This is a genomic window from Seongchinamella unica, from assembly GCF_004354085.1.
GTDB classification, from domain to species: Bacteria; Pseudomonadota; Gammaproteobacteria; order Pseudomonadales; family Halieaceae; genus Halioglobus; species Halioglobus unicus.
Genome location: NZ_SMSE01000001.1, coordinates 1,578,199 through 1,597,479, shown reverse-complemented (window position 1 = coordinate 1,597,479; position 19,281 = coordinate 1,578,199). Strand labels below are relative to the sequence as shown.

The 19,281-nt window shown below is 60.7% G+C and carries 15 protein-coding genes; 9 read left to right on the top strand and 6 right to left on the bottom strand.

Translation table 11 applies throughout. The annotated features are described in order from the left end of the window. Window positions 1–86: 86 nt before the first annotated feature. Entirely contained in the window at window positions 87–1,067 is a 981-nt protein-coding gene (locus E2F43_RS07045; protein ID WP_133210956.1) for a calcium/sodium antiporter, read from the bottom strand. 237 nt (window positions 1,068–1,304) lie between these two features. On the opposite strand from E2F43_RS07045, the gene E2F43_RS07040 reads away from it, so the two are divergent. Both E2F43_RS07040 and E2F43_RS07035 read left to right on the top strand, forming a co-directional pair. Then, the gene (locus E2F43_RS07040) at window positions 1,305–2,099 is read left to right on the top strand and encodes an SDR family NAD(P)-dependent oxidoreductase (RefSeq protein WP_133210954.1); all 795 of its coding nucleotides are present in this window, start codon (window positions 1,305–1,307) and stop codon (window positions 2,097–2,099) included. Further along, window positions 2,068–2,517 (top strand): DUF3429 domain-containing protein, encoded by a 450-nt coding sequence (locus E2F43_RS07035; RefSeq protein WP_133210952.1) that lies wholly within the window; start codon window positions 2,068–2,070, stop codon window positions 2,515–2,517. Before E2F43_RS07040 ends, E2F43_RS07035 begins: the two co-directional genes overlap by 32 nt. A 16-nt stretch (window positions 2,518–2,533) precedes the next feature. Here E2F43_RS07035 and E2F43_RS07030 read toward each other — a convergent pair whose 3' ends face one another. Then, complete coding sequence (locus E2F43_RS07030) at window positions 2,534–3,910, bottom strand: class II fumarate hydratase (RefSeq protein WP_133210950.1); 1,377 nt, start codon at window positions 3,908–3,910, stop codon at window positions 2,534–2,536. Window positions 3,911–3,996: 86 nt separating this feature from the next. Between E2F43_RS07030 and acnA the strand changes: the two genes are divergently transcribed. Together acnA and E2F43_RS19200 are read left to right on the top strand one after the other, a co-directional pair. Beyond that, window positions 3,997–6,720 (top strand): aconitate hydratase AcnA, encoded by a 2,724-nt coding sequence (acnA, locus tag E2F43_RS07025; protein WP_133210948.1) that lies wholly within the window; start codon window positions 3,997–3,999, stop codon window positions 6,718–6,720. A gap of 26 nt (window positions 6,721–6,746) precedes the next feature. After that, window positions 6,747–7,508 carry a GNAT family N-acetyltransferase gene (locus E2F43_RS19200; protein ID WP_238946771.1) on the top strand — a complete coding sequence of 254 codons (762 nt, stop codon included), beginning with the start codon at window positions 6,747–6,749 and terminating at the stop codon, window positions 7,506–7,508. An 18-nt stretch (window positions 7,509–7,526) separates the two neighbouring features. On the opposite strand, the gene E2F43_RS07015 is transcribed toward E2F43_RS19200, so the two are convergent. Continuing rightward, window positions 7,527–8,210: a gamma-glutamyl-gamma-aminobutyrate hydrolase family protein gene (locus E2F43_RS07015; RefSeq protein ID WP_133210946.1), complete on the bottom strand. Its 684-nt coding sequence runs from the start codon at window positions 8,208–8,210 to the stop codon at window positions 7,527–7,529. Next, window positions 8,162–9,157, bottom strand: a complete 996-nt coding sequence (locus E2F43_RS07010; protein WP_165954216.1) for an amidoligase family protein — start codon at window positions 9,155–9,157, stop codon at window positions 8,162–8,164. Before E2F43_RS07010 ends, E2F43_RS07015 begins: the two co-directional genes overlap by 49 nt. Before the next feature lie 225 nt (window positions 9,158–9,382). On the opposite strand from E2F43_RS07010, the gene E2F43_RS07005 reads away from it, so the two are divergent. Continuing rightward, window positions 9,383–10,183, top strand: coding sequence for a GNAT family N-acetyltransferase (locus E2F43_RS07005; RefSeq protein WP_133210942.1), 801 nt, complete (start codon window positions 9,383–9,385; stop codon window positions 10,181–10,183). Window positions 10,184–10,210: 27 nt separating this feature from the next. On the opposite strand, the gene E2F43_RS07000 is transcribed toward E2F43_RS07005, so the two are convergent. Together E2F43_RS07000 and E2F43_RS06995 are read right to left on the bottom strand one after the other, a co-directional pair. Next, the gene (locus E2F43_RS07000) at window positions 10,211–12,571 is read right to left on the bottom strand and encodes a DUF4332 domain-containing protein (protein WP_133210940.1); all 2,361 of its coding nucleotides are present in this window, start codon (window positions 12,569–12,571) and stop codon (window positions 10,211–10,213) included. Between the two features lie 5 nt (window positions 12,572–12,576). Further along, on the bottom strand, window positions 12,577–13,266 hold the full coding sequence (locus E2F43_RS06995; RefSeq protein ID WP_165954215.1) for an iron-containing redox enzyme family protein: 690 nt from the start codon (window positions 13,264–13,266) through the stop codon (window positions 12,577–12,579). 178 nt (window positions 13,267–13,444) lie between these two features. Between E2F43_RS06995 and E2F43_RS06990 the strand changes: the two genes are divergently transcribed. From E2F43_RS06990 to E2F43_RS06975, 4 genes are all read left to right on the top strand, one after another. Further along, the gene (locus tag E2F43_RS06990) at window positions 13,445–13,654 is read left to right on the top strand and encodes a hypothetical protein (RefSeq protein WP_133210936.1); all 210 of its coding nucleotides are present in this window, start codon (window positions 13,445–13,447) and stop codon (window positions 13,652–13,654) included. 19 nt (window positions 13,655–13,673) lie between these two features. Beyond that, on the top strand, window positions 13,674–14,903 hold the full coding sequence (locus tag E2F43_RS06985) for a YcaO-like family protein (protein WP_133210934.1): 1,230 nt from the start codon (window positions 13,674–13,676) through the stop codon (window positions 14,901–14,903). After that, window positions 14,900–16,054, top strand: a complete 1,155-nt coding sequence (locus E2F43_RS06980) for a TfuA-like protein (protein ID WP_238946769.1) — start codon at window positions 14,900–14,902, stop codon at window positions 16,052–16,054. Before E2F43_RS06985 ends, E2F43_RS06980 begins: the two co-directional genes overlap by 4 nt. A gap of 89 nt (window positions 16,055–16,143) precedes the next feature. Beyond that, window positions 16,144–19,266: a TIR domain-containing protein gene (locus E2F43_RS06975; RefSeq protein WP_133210930.1), complete on the top strand. Its 3,123-nt coding sequence runs from the start codon at window positions 16,144–16,146 to the stop codon at window positions 19,264–19,266. Window positions 19,267–19,281: the final 15 nt, after the last annotated feature.

Below are 19,281 nucleotides of genomic sequence, written 5' to 3'. Positions count from 1 at the left end.
ACAGCAGGACAGCGAGGTACTGACAAAATCCGTGGACGTTCATACCTCCAGTATAGGCAAAGCCGCCAATAGCTGCCTTATCGTCCTCAGGCACTCAACAGGCGATACGTCATGTAGGCAAGATAAACCAGGATAAAGGCCGTACCGGTTGCGCGCCCCATTCGCGCCCTGCCGGTGAGAAAGACGATAACGATGGCCACTGCCAGCAACAGTGAAAACAGCACGTCCATAAGGCCACCGGAGGGAATCGGCAGGGGGCGCACCAACGCGCTTATCGGCAGGACAAACAGGATGTTGAACAGATTGGAGCCGATGACATTGCCCACACAAAGATCAGCCTCCCCACGTATGGCGGCAATAATCGAGGTCACCAGTTCAGGCATGCTGGTACCCAGGGCCACCACCAACAGACCAATAATGACAGGCGGCACGCCGAGCATAGTCGCCAGTTGAGCGCCGTAATCGATAGTCAGCTGACCGCCGGCCAATAGTCCGACCACCCCCCCCAGGATCAGCATCCAGTCACGTCCGGCGCCGGCTGTACCTGCCGGCGCCATCGCCACCTCCAGGTCCTCGGCCCTGAGCACCATCGGGTCCTGGAGACTGCGCAGCAGGTCGCCAACGGAGATGTAGATCACCGTGCTGAACATTAGCAGTAGAATCAGGCCATCGGAGCGGCTGATGCGGGCGTCGCCCTCCGACAGCGCGAGGTCAATCACCATCACTGCGAGCATTGAAGTCACCAGCATCAACAGTGCCAGTTCGCGCCTTATCAGCTGGCTCTGCAGATTGACCGGACTGATCAGTGCAGCAAACCCAAGCACCAGGCCAAGATTGGCCAGGTTGGAGCCTGCCACGTTGCCAAAGGCAAGCGAGGTCTGGTCCTGCAGCGCACCGATCACATTAACCACAAGCTCTGGCGCACTGGTACCAAAGGCCACCACGGTCAACCCCACCAGGGCGGGGGAAAGTCCCCACCTGTCAGCCAACCGGGTCGCGCCCGAGACCAGCCCGGCTCCACCAGCCAGCAGTAACAGGATGCCCAGCGATAAAAAGGCGACAGTCATTCGCTCATCCCGTCGCAGTGGTCAGGTATGGGGGCACTCATAAAACTGGTCCAGATTTCCATGGGTTTGCTGAAGTATAGACGCTAAAAATCACTCCTCGACCAGAAACGGCAGGCAATACAGCCAGGTGGCTTCACGTTGTACCCGAGCCCGCGGCTGAGACCAGCGGACTCAGCTGACTGATCCGGCCAAGGAAACCAATCATCCGACCAGCCAGGGGCCACGTATAGTCTTGAAATGACTGAGATCACTGCACAAGCCACCGAGTCAGGCGCCGCCTCCAGCGAGAGTGCCGGCTTCCTGCACCTGCCCGAATTCAACGTGGTGGTAGCGGGTAACGGCGCCATCGGCTCGGCGATCCTCGCGCAACTCCTGCACCAACCCGGGCTGGGGCGAGCTTTCCTGCTTGCCCGCAGACCGGAAACCGTGCTGGAGGACAGCCGGGTCACCCCTGTGTATGTGGACGCCAGGGAACCGGCATCGATCACGAATGCCGCCGAATCCATCGGCCAGCAGGTCGGGCGCATCCATCTGCTGATCAACACGATTGGCATGCTGCACAGTGAGGGCCACTCCCCTGAAAAGCGGTTGCGGGATATTGACCCCGAACAACTGCAACGGTCATTTGCCATCAACGCCACCTTTCTGCCTCTGCTCTGCCAGGCGTTCGGGTCTCTGATGAGGCACCAGCAGCCGGCCGTACTGGCATCGCTTTCGGCGCGGGTCGGCAGCATTGAAGACAACGGGCTTGGCGGCTGGTACAGCTACCGGGCCGCCAAGGCGGCCCAGAACATGCTGCTGCGTACCCTGTCCTGCGAGTGGAAAATCAGCCACCGCAATGTGTCTGTCGTGGCCCTGCATCCAGGTACCGTGGAATCCCGTTTGTCCGCGCCCTTCATCGGCAAAAACTATCGCAAGCGGGTACTCACGCCGGAACAAAGCGCGACCGCCCTGCTCGAGGTGATTGCGCAGCTGCGTCCCGGCCGCACGGGAGAATTCTATGACTGGCAGGGCAAACCAGTGCCCTGGTAAGTTCCCGGCTGCCGCCAGCGGCCTGGGACGACTGGGGCTGATCCCGTTTATCGCGCTGACGGCAGGTGCTGTGCTATGTGCCAGGCACCGGGATCTGTTCGAAACTGCACTTGCCGCCTACAGCTTCGGCATCCTCAGCTTTCTGCTGGGGGCATGGTGGGGACTGGCGCTGATAAAACGACACGCGTCTACCCTGCTTATCAGCAACGTTATCTTCCTGGTGGTATTTTTCAGTTACTTCCTGCTGACGACCCGGGCTTACCTGGCCACCAGCGCCCTGATGTTCCTGGTGCTGCTGGTGGTGGAACACAGGCACCCGATGTTTCGCCCGCAGCCGGCCTATTACGCCCGGATGCGCGTCCAGCTTAGCCTTACTGCGGCCCTGGCCCTGCTGCTATCTGCCGCGGTTGCGGCTTGACGCCGGCACTTGGGTCTCATTCAGTCACAGCGCCGAGCGTGAGCCGGTAGGGGTCCAGCAGCCTCGCCAGTTCCTCACGCCCCATACCCGTTTCCTCCACTGCAACGTCAATCACCGGCCGCTGCTCTGCATAGCTGCGCTTGGCAATGTTGGCCGCCGCCTCGTAACCAATCGTGGTATTCAGCGCTGTCACCAGAATCGGGTTGGCGGCCAGCGACGCCGCTATGCGCTGCTCGTTGACCGAAAAGCCTGCTACGGTCTCAGCGGAGGCGCGACAGGCCCATGACAGGGACTCACAGCCGGAGGACAGTTTCTCGGCGATCAGCGGCAACATCACGTTGAGCTGGAAACTGCCCGATTGTGCCGCCAGTGCGACGCTGGTATCACTGCCAACGACTTCGGCGGCGATCATCAACACCGCTTCGGGCAATACCGGGTTCACTTTTCCGGGCATGATGGAAGACCCCGGCTGTAAGGCTTCCAGTTCAATTTCAGCAAGCCCCGATAACGGACCCGATGCCATCCAGCGCAGGTCGTTATTGATCTTCGACAGCACCACGGCAAGGCTGCGCAGCGCCGCGGAACACTCCAGCGGCACATCCTGCCCCGCCATCCGCGAATAGGCATTGGCGGCGACCTCGAAATCAATGCCACTGAGTTGCTTGAGCTGGCGCACCAGCCGGGGGGCAAATCCCGCCGGCACATTGACGCCGGTACCGACCGCAGATCCGCCCACCGGCAACTGGCAGAGGCGCGGCAGCAGGCCGGCGAAGCGCTGCTCACACTCCTTTAACTGGCAGGCCCAGGCGCCGATTTCCTGGCCAAAGGTCAAGGGCATGGCGTCCATCAGATGGGTCCGCCCGGTCTTGGTCGTCGAGACAAGCTCCTCGCTGCGCTGTTGCACTGTGGCGATCAGTTCACCGAGGGCCGGCAGCAGGTTGTCGTGCAGGTCCCGGGCGGCGGTCACCAGTATGCAGCTGGGTATCACATCGTTGCTGCTTTGGCTGCAATTGACGTGATCATTGGGGTGGACCGCTTCGCCACTGGCGTCGCTGGCCAGCCGCGCCAACACTTCGTTCATGTTCATATTGCTGCTGGTGCCAGACCCGGTCTGGAACAGCGAGACCGGGAACTGGTCACTCAGCCCGCCGGCCATGACTTGTGCAGCAGCCTGCTGGATCGCGCCCGCGATGTCCTCTGGCAAGGCGCCGCATTCAGCATTGGCGAGCGCCGCTGCGGACTTGATCATGGCCAGGTTATTGATAAACCCCGGGGGCATGGTGCGCCGGTGAAGGCCGAAGTTGTTCAGGGCGCGTTGCGTCTGCGCGCCATAGAGCGCGGTGGCGGGTACTTTAACCTCACCCATGCTATCGCGTTCGATTCTGTCACTCATCACGTCTCCCGCTGCTATAGTTAATGGTTCAAGTCCTAACAGCATAGACTGTCTTAACATTGCCGACACCAGTGGAGATGTAGCCCATGAGTACGCGATACAGCCGAGCAAAGACCCTGAAAACCCCGCAGGGCGACTACACCACCTTCCCCTTTGACCACCTGGACAGCGCAGGCGACCCCGTTACCCTGCCCTATTCCCTGAAGATATTGCTGGAAAACCTGCTACGTCACGGTGAGCATGACTTCGTGACCGATGACGATGTTGAGGCGCTGGTCAACTGGAACCCGGACGCCGAGCCCTCCCAGGAAATTGCCTTCGTCCCGGCGCGGGTGCTGCTGCAGGATTTTACCGGGGTCCCGGCCATCGTCGACCTGGCGGCGATGCGTGATGCCATTCTCGACCTCGGCGGAAAACCGGAGAAAATCAATCCGCTATCGCCGGTGGAGCTGGTCATAGACCACTCGGTGATGGTCGACCACTTCGGCAGTGCGCAGGCCCTGCAGCTGAACACCGATGTGGAGATCCAGCGCAACCTCGAACGCTACCGCTTCCTGCGCTGGGGCCAACAGGCATTCGATAATTTCAAGGTAGTTCCCCCGGGTACCGGCATTGTTCACCAGGTGAACCTGGAATACCTGGCCCGGGGTGTATTCACCCTGGAGGCGGACGGACGCCGACTGGCCTACCCCGATACATTAGTGGGTACTGACTCACACACCACCATGATCAATGGTCTGGGCGTGCTCGGCTGGGGCGTGGGCGGCATCGAGGCAGAGGCGGCCATGCTGGGTCAGCCGGTGACCATGCTCATCCCCCAGGTGGTGGGTTTCCGCCTCGACGGCGCATTGGCGGAAGGGGCCACTGCTACCGACCTGGTGCTTACCGTCACCGAAGCCCTGCGGGCTCACGGGGTGGTCGGCAAATTTGTCGAATTTTTTGGACCGGGTCTCGCCAGCCTGAGCCTGGCAGACAGGGCCACCCTGGCCAACATGGCGCCAGAGTATGGCGCCACCTGCGGCATATTCCCGGTGGATGAGGAAACGATCAACTACCTGCGCCTCACCGGCCGCGACGAGGACCAGCTGGCGCTGGTGGAGCAGTACATGAAATCCATGGGACTGTGGCACGACGCATCCACGCCGCCGGCGCGCTACAGCTCGGAGCTGGGCCTGGACCTTGGCGACGTGGTGCCCTCACTGGCCGGCCCCAAACGGCCACAGGACCGCATCCCGCTGACCGCCGCCAGCACCAGCTTCCAGACGGCCCTACAGGAGTTCCAGGACCTGCGCGCCGTGCCCCGGGAAGAGAGCGAGTGGTCTGATGAGGGCGGTGCCATCGATCAGGCCGTCGAGGCTACCGTGGGAGTAGAAGTGAAACGCGATGAGGGGAGTTTCCGTCTCGAGCACGGGGCCGTGGTGATCGCGGCAATTACCAGCTGTACCAATACTTCCAATCCGGAGGTGCTGGTGGCAGCCGGGTTACTGGCCCGCAAGGCACGGGAACGCGGCCTGCTCACCAAGCCCTGGGTCAAGACCAGCTTCGCCCCGGGCTCCAAGGTCGTCACCGAGTACCTGCAGAAAATGGGCCTGATGGAGGACCTGGAGGCGCTGGGCTTCTACCTGGTGGGCTACGGCTGCACCACCTGTATCGGCAACTCCGGTCCGTTACCGGACGACATTACCGACGCGATCCGCAGCGGCGACCTGTTGGTGACCTCCGTGCTGTCGGGTAACCGTAACTTCGAGGGCCGGATCCACCAGGACGTCCGCGCCAACTATCTGGCATCTCCGCCACTGGTGGTTGCTTATGCCCTTGCCGGAAATATGGGCATCGACCTGTACCAGGACGGATTGGGCGAAGACAGCGAAGGCCGCACCGTGAAGCTCGCAGACATCTGGCCCGGCAGCGAGGAAATACGCAAGGTCGTGGCGGCCAATGTGGAGCCGGCGATGTTCAGGGAACGCTACGCAGACGTATACACCGGCAACAAGCTGTGGAATGAACTCCCGGTGGCAGACAGCCAGCAGTTCGACTGGCCGGATTCAACCTACGTGCGCAAACCGACCTTCTTCGATGGCATGCCGGCCAGGGCCCAGGCAACCACCGCTATCGAACAGGCGCGCTGCCTGGTCAAGGTTGGCGACAGCGTTACCACCGACCATATCTCCCCGGCTGGCGCCATTGCCATCGACAGCCCGGCGGGCGAGTACCTGCTAGGCAACGGTGTCGAGGTCAAGGATTTCAACTCCTACGGCTCACGCCGCGGCAACCATGAAGTGATGATGCGCGGCACCTTCGCCAACGTGCGACTGCGCAATGAGCTCGCCCCCGGCACGGAAGGCAGCTGGACCACCTGTTTTACCAACGGCGAAGTGGTGTCGATTTTCGCAGCCGCCGAACTGTACCGGGATGCCGGTGTGCCCCTGATCGTTCTCGCCGGCAAGGAATACGGCACCGGCTCTTCCCGCGACTGGGCCGCCAAGGGCCCCTCCCTGCTGGGAGTGCGCGCTGTCATTGCCCAGAGCTACGAGCGCATTCACCGCTCCAACCTCATCGGCATGGGTATACTGCCCCTGCAGTATCTGCCGGGGGACAACGCCGAATCGCTGGGCCTGGACGGCAGCGAAAGCTTCAGCGTCGACCCGGTCGAACCCGGTCAGGAACAGGTTGTTGTCAGGGTCACCCGCGGCAACGGCGAAGCGCTTGAATTTTCCGCGGTGTTACGGATCGATACGCCTAACGAATTCACTTACTACGCCAATGGCGGCATTCTGCATTACGTGCTGCGTACGCTGGCACCGCAGTAGTCGCGACGAAACGGATCGCCGGAACCTTGGAAATCGAAGAGCTGATACGCAAAGCACGCGACACGGACCTGCCCGCCGGCCTGGTTCAGCCACTGGAGGCGTTCATTGCCGCCTCAACGGCGCTACTGCCGGTCTACCCGGCGGAGTTCAGCTATCGCGTGAAATTTGGCCAGCGGGTGCTGCTGCGGGAAGTACTCGAGCCCGACCAGCACGACAACCACTGGTGGGAAACCGGATTGCACATTATTCGCCAGGGTGTCGCCGCCGAGCCCGCGCTGGAATCGGAGTATGGCCCGCTGCTCGGGCAATTAGGCACGGCATTGACCGCCCAACTGGGACCCTACGAGTCCGTTACCCTGAGTGAAATCTCCGCCAAAACGGTCACCGGGATCTGCCTGCTCAGCGAACTGATGACCTACCCGCAAAGCAGCTTTGTCGCCCCCAATGCCTATTCATTGGCCGAGGCCATGTTCAACGACGCGGCCTGGTTCCGTGCGATCTACGCCGGCAAGGCGCCGGTCGGATTCATCATGCTGGAAGACGACACCGATAAACAGGCGTATTACCTGTGGCGTTTCATGATCGCACCCCAGTTCCAGAAGCGCGGCTACGGTGCGCAGGCGATTGCGCTGCTGATCGAGTACGTGCAGACCCGCCCGGGAGCGAAGGAACTCCTGCTGGGCTACATCGATCATCCGCAAGGTCCCGCGGAATTCTACCGGCGACAGGGATTTACCGAAACCGGCAAGGTCGAGGGTGGCGAGGTGGAAATGCGACTGGCGTTATAAGCCGCTACCGGAGTCGATTCAGCTGGCAGCCTGAACCAGCCAGCGGAACAGTTTTCTGTGGGTAGCCAGATAGAACAGGTATTCGGGATGCCACTGGACCCCGAGAATATTCTTGTCAGCAATGGTGGCCGACTGGCAGAAATTATCGAGGTCACTGGCTATGCAGTCGAGGTCGGGGGCGAGTTCTCTCACCGCCTGGTAGTGCAGGCTGTTAACCCTGATTCGCTCGCGCCCGACGATGTCGTGCAAGCGGCTGGGTATAACGATATTCACGGTTTTTGTTGGTAGTAAACCGCGCCGGTTCAGCGTCTTCTTGCGCATTGTCCGAATATTCAGATGCAGTGATCCACCGAGCAAGGCATTAATCAGTTGGTGGCCCCTGCAGATGCCGAGCATGGGCAGGTTTCGCTCCATGGCATCGCGGATGTACTCCTGCTCAAGTTCGTCACGGTCGTGGTCATAGAATGTTTCGGGCAGCGGCTCCTCGCCGAAAATGGTCGGATGGATATCGTCTCCGCCACTGATCACGATACCGTCCAGTGAATCTATAGGCACACGGCAGGACGTGGATATCCGCCTGGCAGTTCCACCCGCAAGAAAAACCGAGAAGCGGATGCAGTACCAGGAAGGTGACCACCATCGATTGTTACCGGTTACTCCGATAACAGGTCTTTTCGAATCTTGTCCAGTTGCTTGTGCCATGAAGGTTCATCGAGCTTGATAAGCTTGTGGTGACGATCAAGCCACTGCTGCTCCATCGATTGCAGGATATCCGGTGAGTGCGCCAGGCTCTCAATCACGCACCACAGATTCCAGCTATCGCTCAGTGACCAGCCCTGTTCCTCAATGCTGCAGTTTGGCAGCCGGTAATGAAAGGTAGGACGAGATTTTATCCGGTCATCATCGATGACGGCGACAAGCCTGTCTTCATCGAGATGCCGCAGTAACGGCAGCAGGTCCAGCGCCCGGTTCCTGGACGGGTTGTGCCGCAGATAGTCATCCATCAATTGCGTCAGACTGATACTCTCGTCATAGTTCAGTACCGTGGCCACGTAGGCCGCAGGAAAGAGGTCTATATAGGGTGTAATACGCCGCGTCAGATCCACCTCATGGGTTTTGACCAGCCAGTTCTGGGCAACACAAAATGCCTTGAGGTAAGCCGCGATCGTAGTCGGCTCAAGATCGGGTAATTCCGGGTTGATATGAACGCCGAAGGCGTAATGCGGAGCCCCGTGGGTACCGACAGCGCCCGCCTCGCGAAGCGTCTCAGTCATCACGTCCAGACAATCCAGCTTGTCCACGGCAACGGGCGGGCAGACCACTTCTGCCGGCACCACCTCACTGGCAACATCCCTGATCCAGTCCATTAGGGGGTCTTCATCATCGGGACTCCCGGCGTGTTGCTGCCGATACCGCGCCATGACCTTACCCAGCTGCCAGTCGAGCTCTACCTTGAAGTCGCCGAGTTCTTCGACCTTGACGATAGACTCCATCCGGCTCAAGGGCTCTACCTGTCCCTGCATGGACTCGGCTACAGCCGCGGATATTTCGTCCAGTGTTAATCCGGAAAACTCCAGCTCAAAACCGACCCGGCGGCTTTCGCCAGTCGCTGTCACTTCCGGCCTTTCGATTTGCAGATACTTATTCACAGTCACCACGATAGGGTTTTGGGGGAGGCGCGCCTTGCACAAATCGACCCGCCTGTAGAATGACTACGCAGCGTAGCGAAGATTGGCGTGGCTGTAAATTCGCCAGCGCGAGATCAGTGTGCCCCAGTTGCATTAATAGCCGCATTGGCTACACTCCTTACAGCAAAAGGAAGCCCGCTCCGTGGGCCGGCGTTATGGTTTTCATTTAATGAAAAGGATACGACCATGGCAGACCCTCGCTTCGTTGAAGCGTTCGAAAACTCGTTTTTATTTCACCCCAGCCAAGACATCGAAAGCCTGCAAGTCCAGCATCTGGAGGGCTTCGCCACGTCGTCGCTGGCCAACAGTCCTTTCTTTGAAACCCAGAAAGTGAGCGCCATACGGCTGGACGGGCAAACGCTGGAAAGCGCCTACGAATTCTGCTCAGACTACTTCCGCGAGCGCGGCGCCGGGGGGTTTTACTGGCTGGTGAGCGAGCTCTCCACACCTGCCGATCTGGGCGAAAAATTACAGCACTTGGGCGCCAGCCACGGCGGGGGCGTCTGGGGCATGCGCCTGGCCACTGACACCCAGCTCGCGGTCAGTCCGCTGACAGGACTGGTGATAAAAGAACTGGACGAGGCCGGGGAGGCAGATCCGGTGTACCCGGGCCTTATCGACGAAGCTTATGGGGCGCTGGGTTCCGGCATGGGCGAATCCATGATGGAGCTGACCCGGCAGTTTCGCCGCGCGGGCAACCGAATCTATACCTACATTGCCTACGAAAGCGAGAAACCGGTGGCTTTCAGTTGCCTGCTCGTGCTTGAAGACGGGATAACGGCACTACTCTGTGGTTCCGGCACACTGGCGGCGTACCGCGGCCGGGGCATCTACGGCAACATGCTGGAAGTACGCAGGGCCCTGGCTGTGGAACTGGGGTGCTCGCAACTGCTGATACAGGCCAAGCAGCAAACCTCCGCGCCCATCGCCCTGAAACACGGTTTCGAGCGTTGCTGCACGGGCGCCATTTACACCACCATGTTCTAGCCTGCCCGCTATCGAGCCAGCTGGCCGCTAATGGGAGGAATCTGACAGGCGATGCTTGTAGCGGGCTACCTGCTCCGATCCCAGCTTGCCTGCTCGATGGTGTTCCACAAATCCGTGAATTTCGATGATGTCCTCATCCCCGTTCAATTGCGCGAGATCGAATGACACGGGCTTGCTCCAGCCATCTGCGCCGTTCACCAGCGGCTGGCTGCCGATACCGCGCCCGTTACTGCGCAGTTCGACCCAGTTCATATTTTGCCCGATAACTTCAATGCGCACTGCCCCCTCCACCTTATGGGGAGTGACCCGCAGGTCGTAGTGATCCATGGGCGCCAGGCGGGCAGCGACAAATTCCCGCAGCCCTCGCTCGCCGTTCACCAGGTCGTCGGGGGTCATCCGATACTGGAGTCGTGAGCGGGTCCTCACTCCGATCTCCTCAATGGGCTCACCGGCGCGCTCGCGGATTCTCATGACCCGACGCGCCGCAAACTGCAGGTTGATGTCCGCAGGCCACTTTTCCCGCGCTGCCTGCTGCATCTCGGGGGGCAGCTTGGGCAGCAGGTGTCTGCCGTAGAACCAGACATTGGCACCACCGCCACCGGTCGTTTCATCGATGCCGACGACAATACCGACCTTGTGGTCCTCGAAGCTGGCGGCAAAGTGATCGGCCGCACTGTATGACAGTGCACTGGTCAGCAGAGCCACCGGGCCGAAATACTCCTGCCCCCAATGGTTGAGATCCCCGGGCTGGCTCAGTGGCAGCCCGCGGCTGAACAGACCGCCGGTCCTGAGCGCTGTGCTGATGGAACTGCCCCAGGGGTTGGACCTGTTGATCTGGCGGGTCAGTGGTGAGGCGAGAAACTGGAAAGGCAGCGGCTCAATTTCCCGGGGGCACAGCAATTGCAGCAACATTTCTGCATTGGTAATCGAGCCGCCGGGGTTGCCACGGATATCGATAATCAGCCCATCGCTGGGCATATGGGCCAACAGTCGACGAAACTCCAGCACGAACTCGGTTTCCCAGTCCCGGCGACCGGCATCAACGGTTTTATTGCGGAAGGGAAAGGCGCGAATGCCGATATAGCCCAGCCGCTGGCCATCGACCTCGAGGATTTCCGGCTCGAGAATGCCCTTGAGAAAGCTCTCCACCTGCAGCGGATTGTGCTCATCGGCCGCTGGCGCCGCCGGTGATTTGGCGCGCTGCCGCTTGAGCTCGATGCGACGACCGCCCTTGCGGGCCGTCCTTCTGGTTTGGTCACGATTGCGGGCATCCTCCTGCTGTTCCCGCGCATCACCGTCCTTGTGTCCGGCAAACAGCTTCATGGCCGTGGCGTTGGCAATCTGTAGCGCCGGGTTGAAACCCTCAGGCTCGTCGGCGGGCTCGTTGTTCGGGTTGAACATGAACCACAGGTACTGGGCGCGGGTCATGTAGTCGCCATCGATATCGGGATTGAGGTAAATGATCCGCCATGACAGCCGCAGTTCCTTGGTCACCCCCTCCCTGTTACGGTATTCGATGATCACCCAGGGTGAAGTGGGCTGGAAGGCAGCGCCCAACCAGCGCAGGGTCATGAACTGAAGCCCGAAAGCGTGAGCCGCTGCCGGGTTACTGCCCTCGACCTCTTCAGCGTGGAAGGCCACTGCCTCGGCCATCGGAACACCGTTCCAACTGATGATTTCATCGCCCGCTTGCAGGGGGATATCCAGTTGCGGGCCTTGCCACAGGGTATGGGTGACCAGGTAGCGCGACTGCCACTGATCGCCTTCTGCCTCCCGGGTGTAGCTCTTCTGCAGCAGAAATGGCAAAAAGGCAACCGCATGCCGATAAGGCGGCGGCAATCTGTAGGCCGTATGGATGTCACCGAGGGATTTGAGGATTTTCAGCATCTCGTTATGAAACTGCCAGTGGTCCAGGTCGTCCTCGATTCGCTGCCGCAGCAGGCTCAGGGCCTGGACCGGGTCCACCGCGCGACGGATGCGTTTGAGGCTGAGGTGGACATACATCTGTTCGATGACCAGCCGGGTCTGATCAACAATGAACTCCATCTGCTCGGTGCTGAGCGGGTCGAAACTGAGAACAAAATCCCGCCACTGGTCCAGGGTCATCAGCCTGCCCACTTCGTTCAGGCGCCCCTCCAGCTCGGTATGGGCCACCGAGATCGGGTCCCGGGCGCGAGCGCTGTCGATCCAGCGTTCCACTTCCCCTTGCGACAGCTCCGATTCCTCGCCCGCGTGCGTGCACTGCAAGTGGTTCACTAACCTGGTGAGTTCCGCGGGATCGGATTCCGCCAGGTCATGCAGGGTGTCGATACCCGCCGCGTGCAAGAGGCCAACATCGCAATTTTCCAGGCCCTCTACCGCGTCCAGATGCGTATAAGGTGTCTTCATAAGGGTTACTCGCTATTCCGCTTGATCAGCGTACCCAGGCAATTGGCCAGCTGGTGTGCCGTATAGACCGCACTCTGGCGCACCAGCTCAAACTGCTCCTGATTGAGGTCCAGGGCGTCGAGCAAGGTGTCAAACTCCTGCAGGTGATCCGGGTCCAGCTCACCGTGCAGCTGATAGGTGCGAAATGTCGATTCGGGCAGGCCACTGACCTGCCGCAGTCGTTCGATGTGACCTGCCGACGGGGGCTTGCCCTCGAGCAGTCGTATGTAGCCCAGCAGGGCGATCGGATGATGATGGTATATCCAGTAGTACTGGGCCCCCACCAGGGCGGCCACCTGGCTGTCGGGCGTTTGCGCCAGGAGAGAATCCCTGTCCAGGCCGGCGGACTCCAGGTCCTCCATGATCCAGGTGTCGTGGTGCCGCTCCTCCTCGATGTGAGCATCCATGTAGGCCTGTAATCTGGCTGCCAGGGGATCCCGGGGCGCGGTTTCTGCGGCTTTTGCGCTGGCAGCCTCCATCAGCGGGACGCTGGCGCGAACCACCTGGTGCATCAGCACCAGAAACGGAACGACCAGCTCGCCCACCCGATCATTACCCCAGAATTCCGAATACATCAGCGTGAGAGGCAGGCCCGAGGTTGCAAGGGCCGCCCTGAGCTGCTGGCTGTGACTTACTGCATTGGTATCAACCGTCATTCCATCCATCCATAGTCAGAGAGGTGTCCCTGCGGGCAGTGGCCCGCCTGGTCCCGGGGCATTGGGGCACTGTCGGGAGCTTGACGCTTCCGGGGCCCTGCAGTATAAACGAGAGTCCCGTCCAGAACGACCGGGAAGGCCACGGTCACTGGCAAACCAGGAAAGACAAGGAAATGTTATGGCTACACCGATAGAACAATTAGAAGCAGCTGGCGTGATCGATACATCCAACCTCTCTAATGAAGTCCGAGACGCCATAAACAAACGCACCACCCAGGACATGGTAGACAGCCTCGTCGCTTTCCATAAAACGGTCAGTGAAGAGCATGTGGCCATGGGTGCCATGGCGTTGAGTGATGACGACGAAGAAAATGGCGGTATGTTCTGATTAGTCCAAGACCCGCGTCTTGGTTCTGACACCTGGCTGGGAGGCGCTGCACCGGGCCCCCAGCCAAAAACTCTCTCCTCTTTCTCACCGGACCTGCCCTCCCGAAGACACCGAAGCCCGCCTTGACAGCCTGGCTCGTCATGTCCCGATTACCCGGGTCGCGGATCTGACCCCCCTGGACCGACTGCAGCTGCCGGTTTTCAGCGCCACCACCCCGCTGGCCACTGACCTTACCACGCACCTGGGTAAAGGCCGCGACCGCACATCAGCCCGGGTTAGCGCCATGAGTGAGGCGGTGGAGCGATTCGCGGCAGAGTCCAGGCACTTTCCATCCCTGCTCACCGGCAGTTTTGACTCACTGCAAGCCGCAGGGGACAATCCCTGCGACCCGGCCAGTCTGGAACTTCCCAGCGATTCCAACTACACACCGCAACGGGAATATCGCTGGTTCCGGGGCTGGGACCTGCTGCAGGACAGCACAACGCTCTTACCGCTGGACCTGGTCTGCAGCCCGCCGGCGGAGGGATTGTTGACTGACGTTGACACCAACGGCCTGGCGGCGGGGAATACCCTGCTGGAGGCAGTGGTTCACGGTCTTTGCGAAGTGATCGAACGCGACTGCCTGGGCCAGCTGCTGTTTGTCAGTGCCTTCGGCGAACCACAACAGCAACAGGCGATGGATTTGCCGATCGACAGCAGCACCTTGCCGCCGGGGGCAATGGCACTGGTAGCGCAAATAGAGCGGGCGGGACAGTCCCTGGAGCTCAGCCAGATCGTCTCAGACATCGATGTTCCGGTCATTCGCTGTCGCATCATCGACCCTGAGTTTCCTCACTCTCAGGGGTCGCGACGGCGCATTTTTCCCGGCTTTGGCGCCAGTCCCTGTGCGGAAATTGCGCTGTACCGGGCCATTACCGAAGCCGTGCAGTCGCGGCTGGCGGTCATCCAGGGAGCCCGGGACTCCTACAACAGCCTGAGCCTGGGGCGCGCAAGCCATGACAAATCCGCGGCGTCCGTTGCCGGGCTGCCCTTCGATAGCGTCAGCTCATTTTCCAGTACCGACCTGCTGCACGACCTGGATTACCTGCTGCGACAGTTGCGCAATGCGGGCTTTGGCAGCGTCGTCGCAGCGGATGTGAGCCACCCGGACATGGCTCTTGCCGTGGTTCGGGTGCGGGTGCCCGGGCTGACCTCGTTTGCCGTCAATCGCCGGCGCGCGGGGTGGCGATGCCTGCGGCACCTGGTGTGAACACCCTGCTTTTCCCTCCCGTTGTGTACGCTGGCCCAAGCATTAGCCATGAGGAAATTCAGCAGTACCTGCCCGGAGCCCAGTTGATGCCGCCTGTGGCCCGCGGCGACCTGTACCGGGACCGAACCCTGGGTTTCAGCGTTTTCGTTATTCTCGACGGTGTGTTTTCACAACAACTGGCCATTCCCCCGCGGGAGGTACTCGACGTGCTGGCAGATGGCGCCTGTGTGCTCGGGGCCTCCAGCATGGGCGCCATCAGAGCGGCCGAATGCTGGCCCGCTGGCATGCACGGAGTAGGCACTATCTATCGACTGTACCGGCGGGGAGTACTGGAATCAGACGACGAGGTTGCGCTTACCTTTATCGAAGACGCAGGCTACAGGGTCGCCTCGGTGCCGTTGGTGAATGTACGTTATTCCGTCTCCAGGCACCTGCGTCAGGGGCAATTGGGCCCTGACCACGCCCACCACATCATCGAAGCGGCCCGAAATACCTACTACCCTGATCGCAACTGGCGGGAGCTGCTGCAGCAGGCGGGCATCGACGACCGCGACGGCGCGCTGCGCCGGTCGCTGGCGGCCTGTGACCTCAAGCGACTGGATGCGGCGCGCGCCCTGCGGCGCACAGCGCGTCTATTGCGGGATTCGCCAGCGCTGTCGCAGGCGCCGGGGGCCGGCATCGGCCTCACCCTCCCCGAGCGTGAATCGCGGGAAAGAGGCCACGACGCCACCGCCGGGCTCGATGCGCTGACACTGAAAACCCACCTGTGGCAGTGGCTGCTGGCCAGCGGACGCTACCGGCAACTGAGCTCGTTGCGGGGAGCAGTCGACATTCACAACCCCGACCCGGCATGCCCGGATGAGCTCTGGCCAACGCTGCTCAAAGACCCTGCGATCGATGGCCTGGTCTTCAGGTATCGGGCTATGACTTATGCCCGGGACAGGGCTGGCGATATTTCCCTGAGCGCGGACGAGCGCTGTTTGCAACACGCACAACAGATTATCGCCCGGGGTCACGGCCTCGACGACTGGCGCGAAATCGGGCACAGGTTCACACCGGGCGCACCAATCTGGCCCATGCTGCAGGCGCTGCGGCAGGATCTGGCCCAGGCGATCGCTTTCAGGAAACTTGACCACAAACAAACCCGGTAGAAATTTTTCCGGCGGCTGTGGATTAGCAGGCTGACAATCAGCGCAAATCGCGTCAGACTAGTGGATACTCGCAAGTTAAGAAGACTCCCTTGGCAGAAAAACCGTTCAAGGCGTATTCCGGAAATGAGCCCTTCATTTTCGTTTCCTACGCACACAGTGATGATGAACTCGTCTACGCCGAAATCGAGCAGCTGAGGCAGCTCGGTTATAACGTCTGGTATGACGAGGGTCTGGAGGCGGGCAAGGACTGGACCGCCCAGCTTGCCCAGCGCTTGTCTGATTGCTCGCTGGTCATTTACTACGTCACCCCCAACGCGGCCCTGTCACGCCATTGCGGCAACGAAATTCACTATGCCCTGGATCTCGAAAAGCCCATGCTGGTGGTGCACCTTGCGCCCGCCACCCTGTCTCCGGGCCAACGGCTGCAGCTCGGCTCCATGCAGGCCATTATCAAACATGAACTGACGCCCCAGAGCTACCAGGACAAACTCGGCGCTGCCCTCAGCGACCTGATGACCGATACCCGGGTACAGAGCAGCAAACTACCCGACCTGCCAATGGGTATGGTGACCCTGCTGCGCCTGGACGTGGTCGGCGCCCATGAACTCGCCATGCGACTGGGCGATGAATTTGACGAGGCGCTATCACAATTAAGGGCGCTGGTTCGTGGACTCAGCCAACAGCGCAATGGCTTTGAAGTGGAGGTTCGCGGCGACATTTGCATGTTCGCCTTTGTCGATGCGGTGCAGGCAGTCAAGGCGGCCATCGATATCCAGAAAGGCTGCGCGGCGATGGCCAGGCCCCAGGGGAACACAATACAGGTGCGCATGGGACTGCACACCGGGCAACCCACGCTGGTACGCGACCAGTATTTCGGGGTCGACGTGCAAAGGGCGACACAAATTGCCAGTATCGGCAGTGGCGGCCAGGTGATTCTCTCGGCAGACGTCTTGACCCATGTGGCCGACAGCGCCCTGCCACCGGGGGTCGCCTATCGCAAGCTTGGCAGCCACAGGCTGAAGAACATGCCCTATCCCGAGGTATTACACGACCTCGAGATCCAGGGCCTGGACTGTCACTTTCCACCCATCGCCTCACTGACCAACCGCCCCTCCAACCTGCCCAGGGCACTGTCCAGCTTTGTTGGCCGTGTTGGAGAGTTGTCCGACATTTGCGACATGCTGAGCGGTGACTCCGTGCGCGTGCTTACCCTCACCGGGCCAGGGGGCACCGGCAAATCACGGCTGAGCCTGGAAGCGGCGGGTCAACTGGAGGCCCACTTTCACGATGGGGTCTACCTGGTAAAGCTGAGCGCGGTCACCGACCACACCCTGGTCATTCCAACGATCGCAGAAACCCTCGGCGTCAAGGAAATGCCCGGCCAGAGCATCCTGGATTCATTAATCCATCGACTGCAGCACAGCCGTGTGCTGCTGGTCATGGATAATTTTGAACAGATCATTGAAGGGGCATCCAGCCTGCCGGCACTACTCGATGGTGTGCCTGAATTGAAAATCCTGGTCTCCAGCCGCGAGCCACTCCTCATTCGGGGGGAGCAGGAATACCAGTTGGAGCCCCTGGAGATACCCGACAGGGAACCCTCGAAGCGACACCAGGCGCTGGCTGAATTCGAGTCGATCAAGCTGTTCCTCGACAGGGTGCGTGAGTATCGCCGGGACTTTGAACTGACCGACGACAATGCAGAAGCCATCGCCGCCATCTGTATCAAGCTGGACGGACTTCCCCTGGCGCTGGAACTGGCCGCGGCGCGGTTGACCGTCCTGTCGCCGCAGGCGCTGCTCAAGAGCCTGAGCCAATCGCTGGACATCCTCAAGGCCAGGTCGCGCGATCTGCCGGAAAGACAAAGAACCCTGGGCAGCACGGTGGCCTGGAGCTACGACTTGCTGGATGCGGAAGAGCAGGCACTGTTTCGTTTGCTCAGCGTGTTCAGAGGCGGGTTTTCCCTTTCCTCCGCCGAGATCGTTATCGAAGAATCCGGCAGCATGATGGATTTGCTGGATGGTATCGAGTCCCTGACCAAGAAGAGCCTGCTCAAGCACGATCCGGAACAGCTGGAGCCGCGGTTCTGGATGCTGGAAACCATTCGCGAATATGGCCGGGGTCAGCTGGCCGCCTCCGGTGAGGACGCGCTGGTGCGTGAGCGGCACGCCGGTCACTTCCTGGAAATGGCTGAATCGCTGGCACCGGGAATCACCTCCAGGGGACAGCGGGTATGCGTTACCCGGATGCTGGCGGATGGCGACAATGTTCGCGCTGCCATGGACTGGTTCCTGGAGCAGGGTGACGCCGGACAACTGACACGGGCATTCCAGTCGCAATGGTGGTTCTGGATCCAGCGCGGAAAATTCACCGAAGGCCGGGAGTGGACCCAGCGCGCGCTGGAGGTTTTCTCGACCGCACCCCCCTCCCGGGATAAGGCACTGATCTACGAAACCATTGCCTGGCTGGAGGCGCTGGCCGGCGACTATGCCGCCGCAGTACCCAACCTCGAGACCAGCCACCAGATGTACACCACATACGGGGACGAGAGCGATCTCGGCAGGGTCTGCCTTTCCCTGGGTCTGACCCGGGCAGTGTTGCAGATACCCGGAGGCCGCGAGCTTTGCGATCTGGCCATGGAGACCTTCAAAAACAGCGACGACCGCTATTATTATGCGCTCTCGCTGATTTCAAACGGCATTATCAACCTCGCAGAGGAGGACGTGGCGGGTGCTGCAGAGTCCTGGCAACAGGCTCTGGCCATATTCCGCGAGTACGGCAACAGCTTCTGGCCGGCGCAGATACTGATTAACCTGGCACACTTCAGCTTGCAGGAGGGTGACTGGAAAGCTGCGTCGAAACTGATACTTGAAGCCCAGGGCCTGGCCAGCAATTTCGACTATCCCATGATTTCCAACCTGGCGCTGCTGGCCATGGCCGGGGTACTGGTGATCCGGGAACAATATGCGGAGGCTGCGCGCATGCTCGGCGCCCTGTCACATTCGCTGGATCACCTGGGCGTGACCCTTGAACCCCTGGAAATCATGTACCTTGAGGCCTATAGCGACCAGACAAAACAGCACCTGGCCGCCGGCAATTACGAAGAGGAATTCAAGCGGGGTCAGGCCTGGACGGAGTTGGACGCACAGAATGCGCTACAGCAGGCGGCCAACGAACAGCCCTCGACATCAGCGGCAGCTCAGCAATACTGACGCAACCAAGTCAGC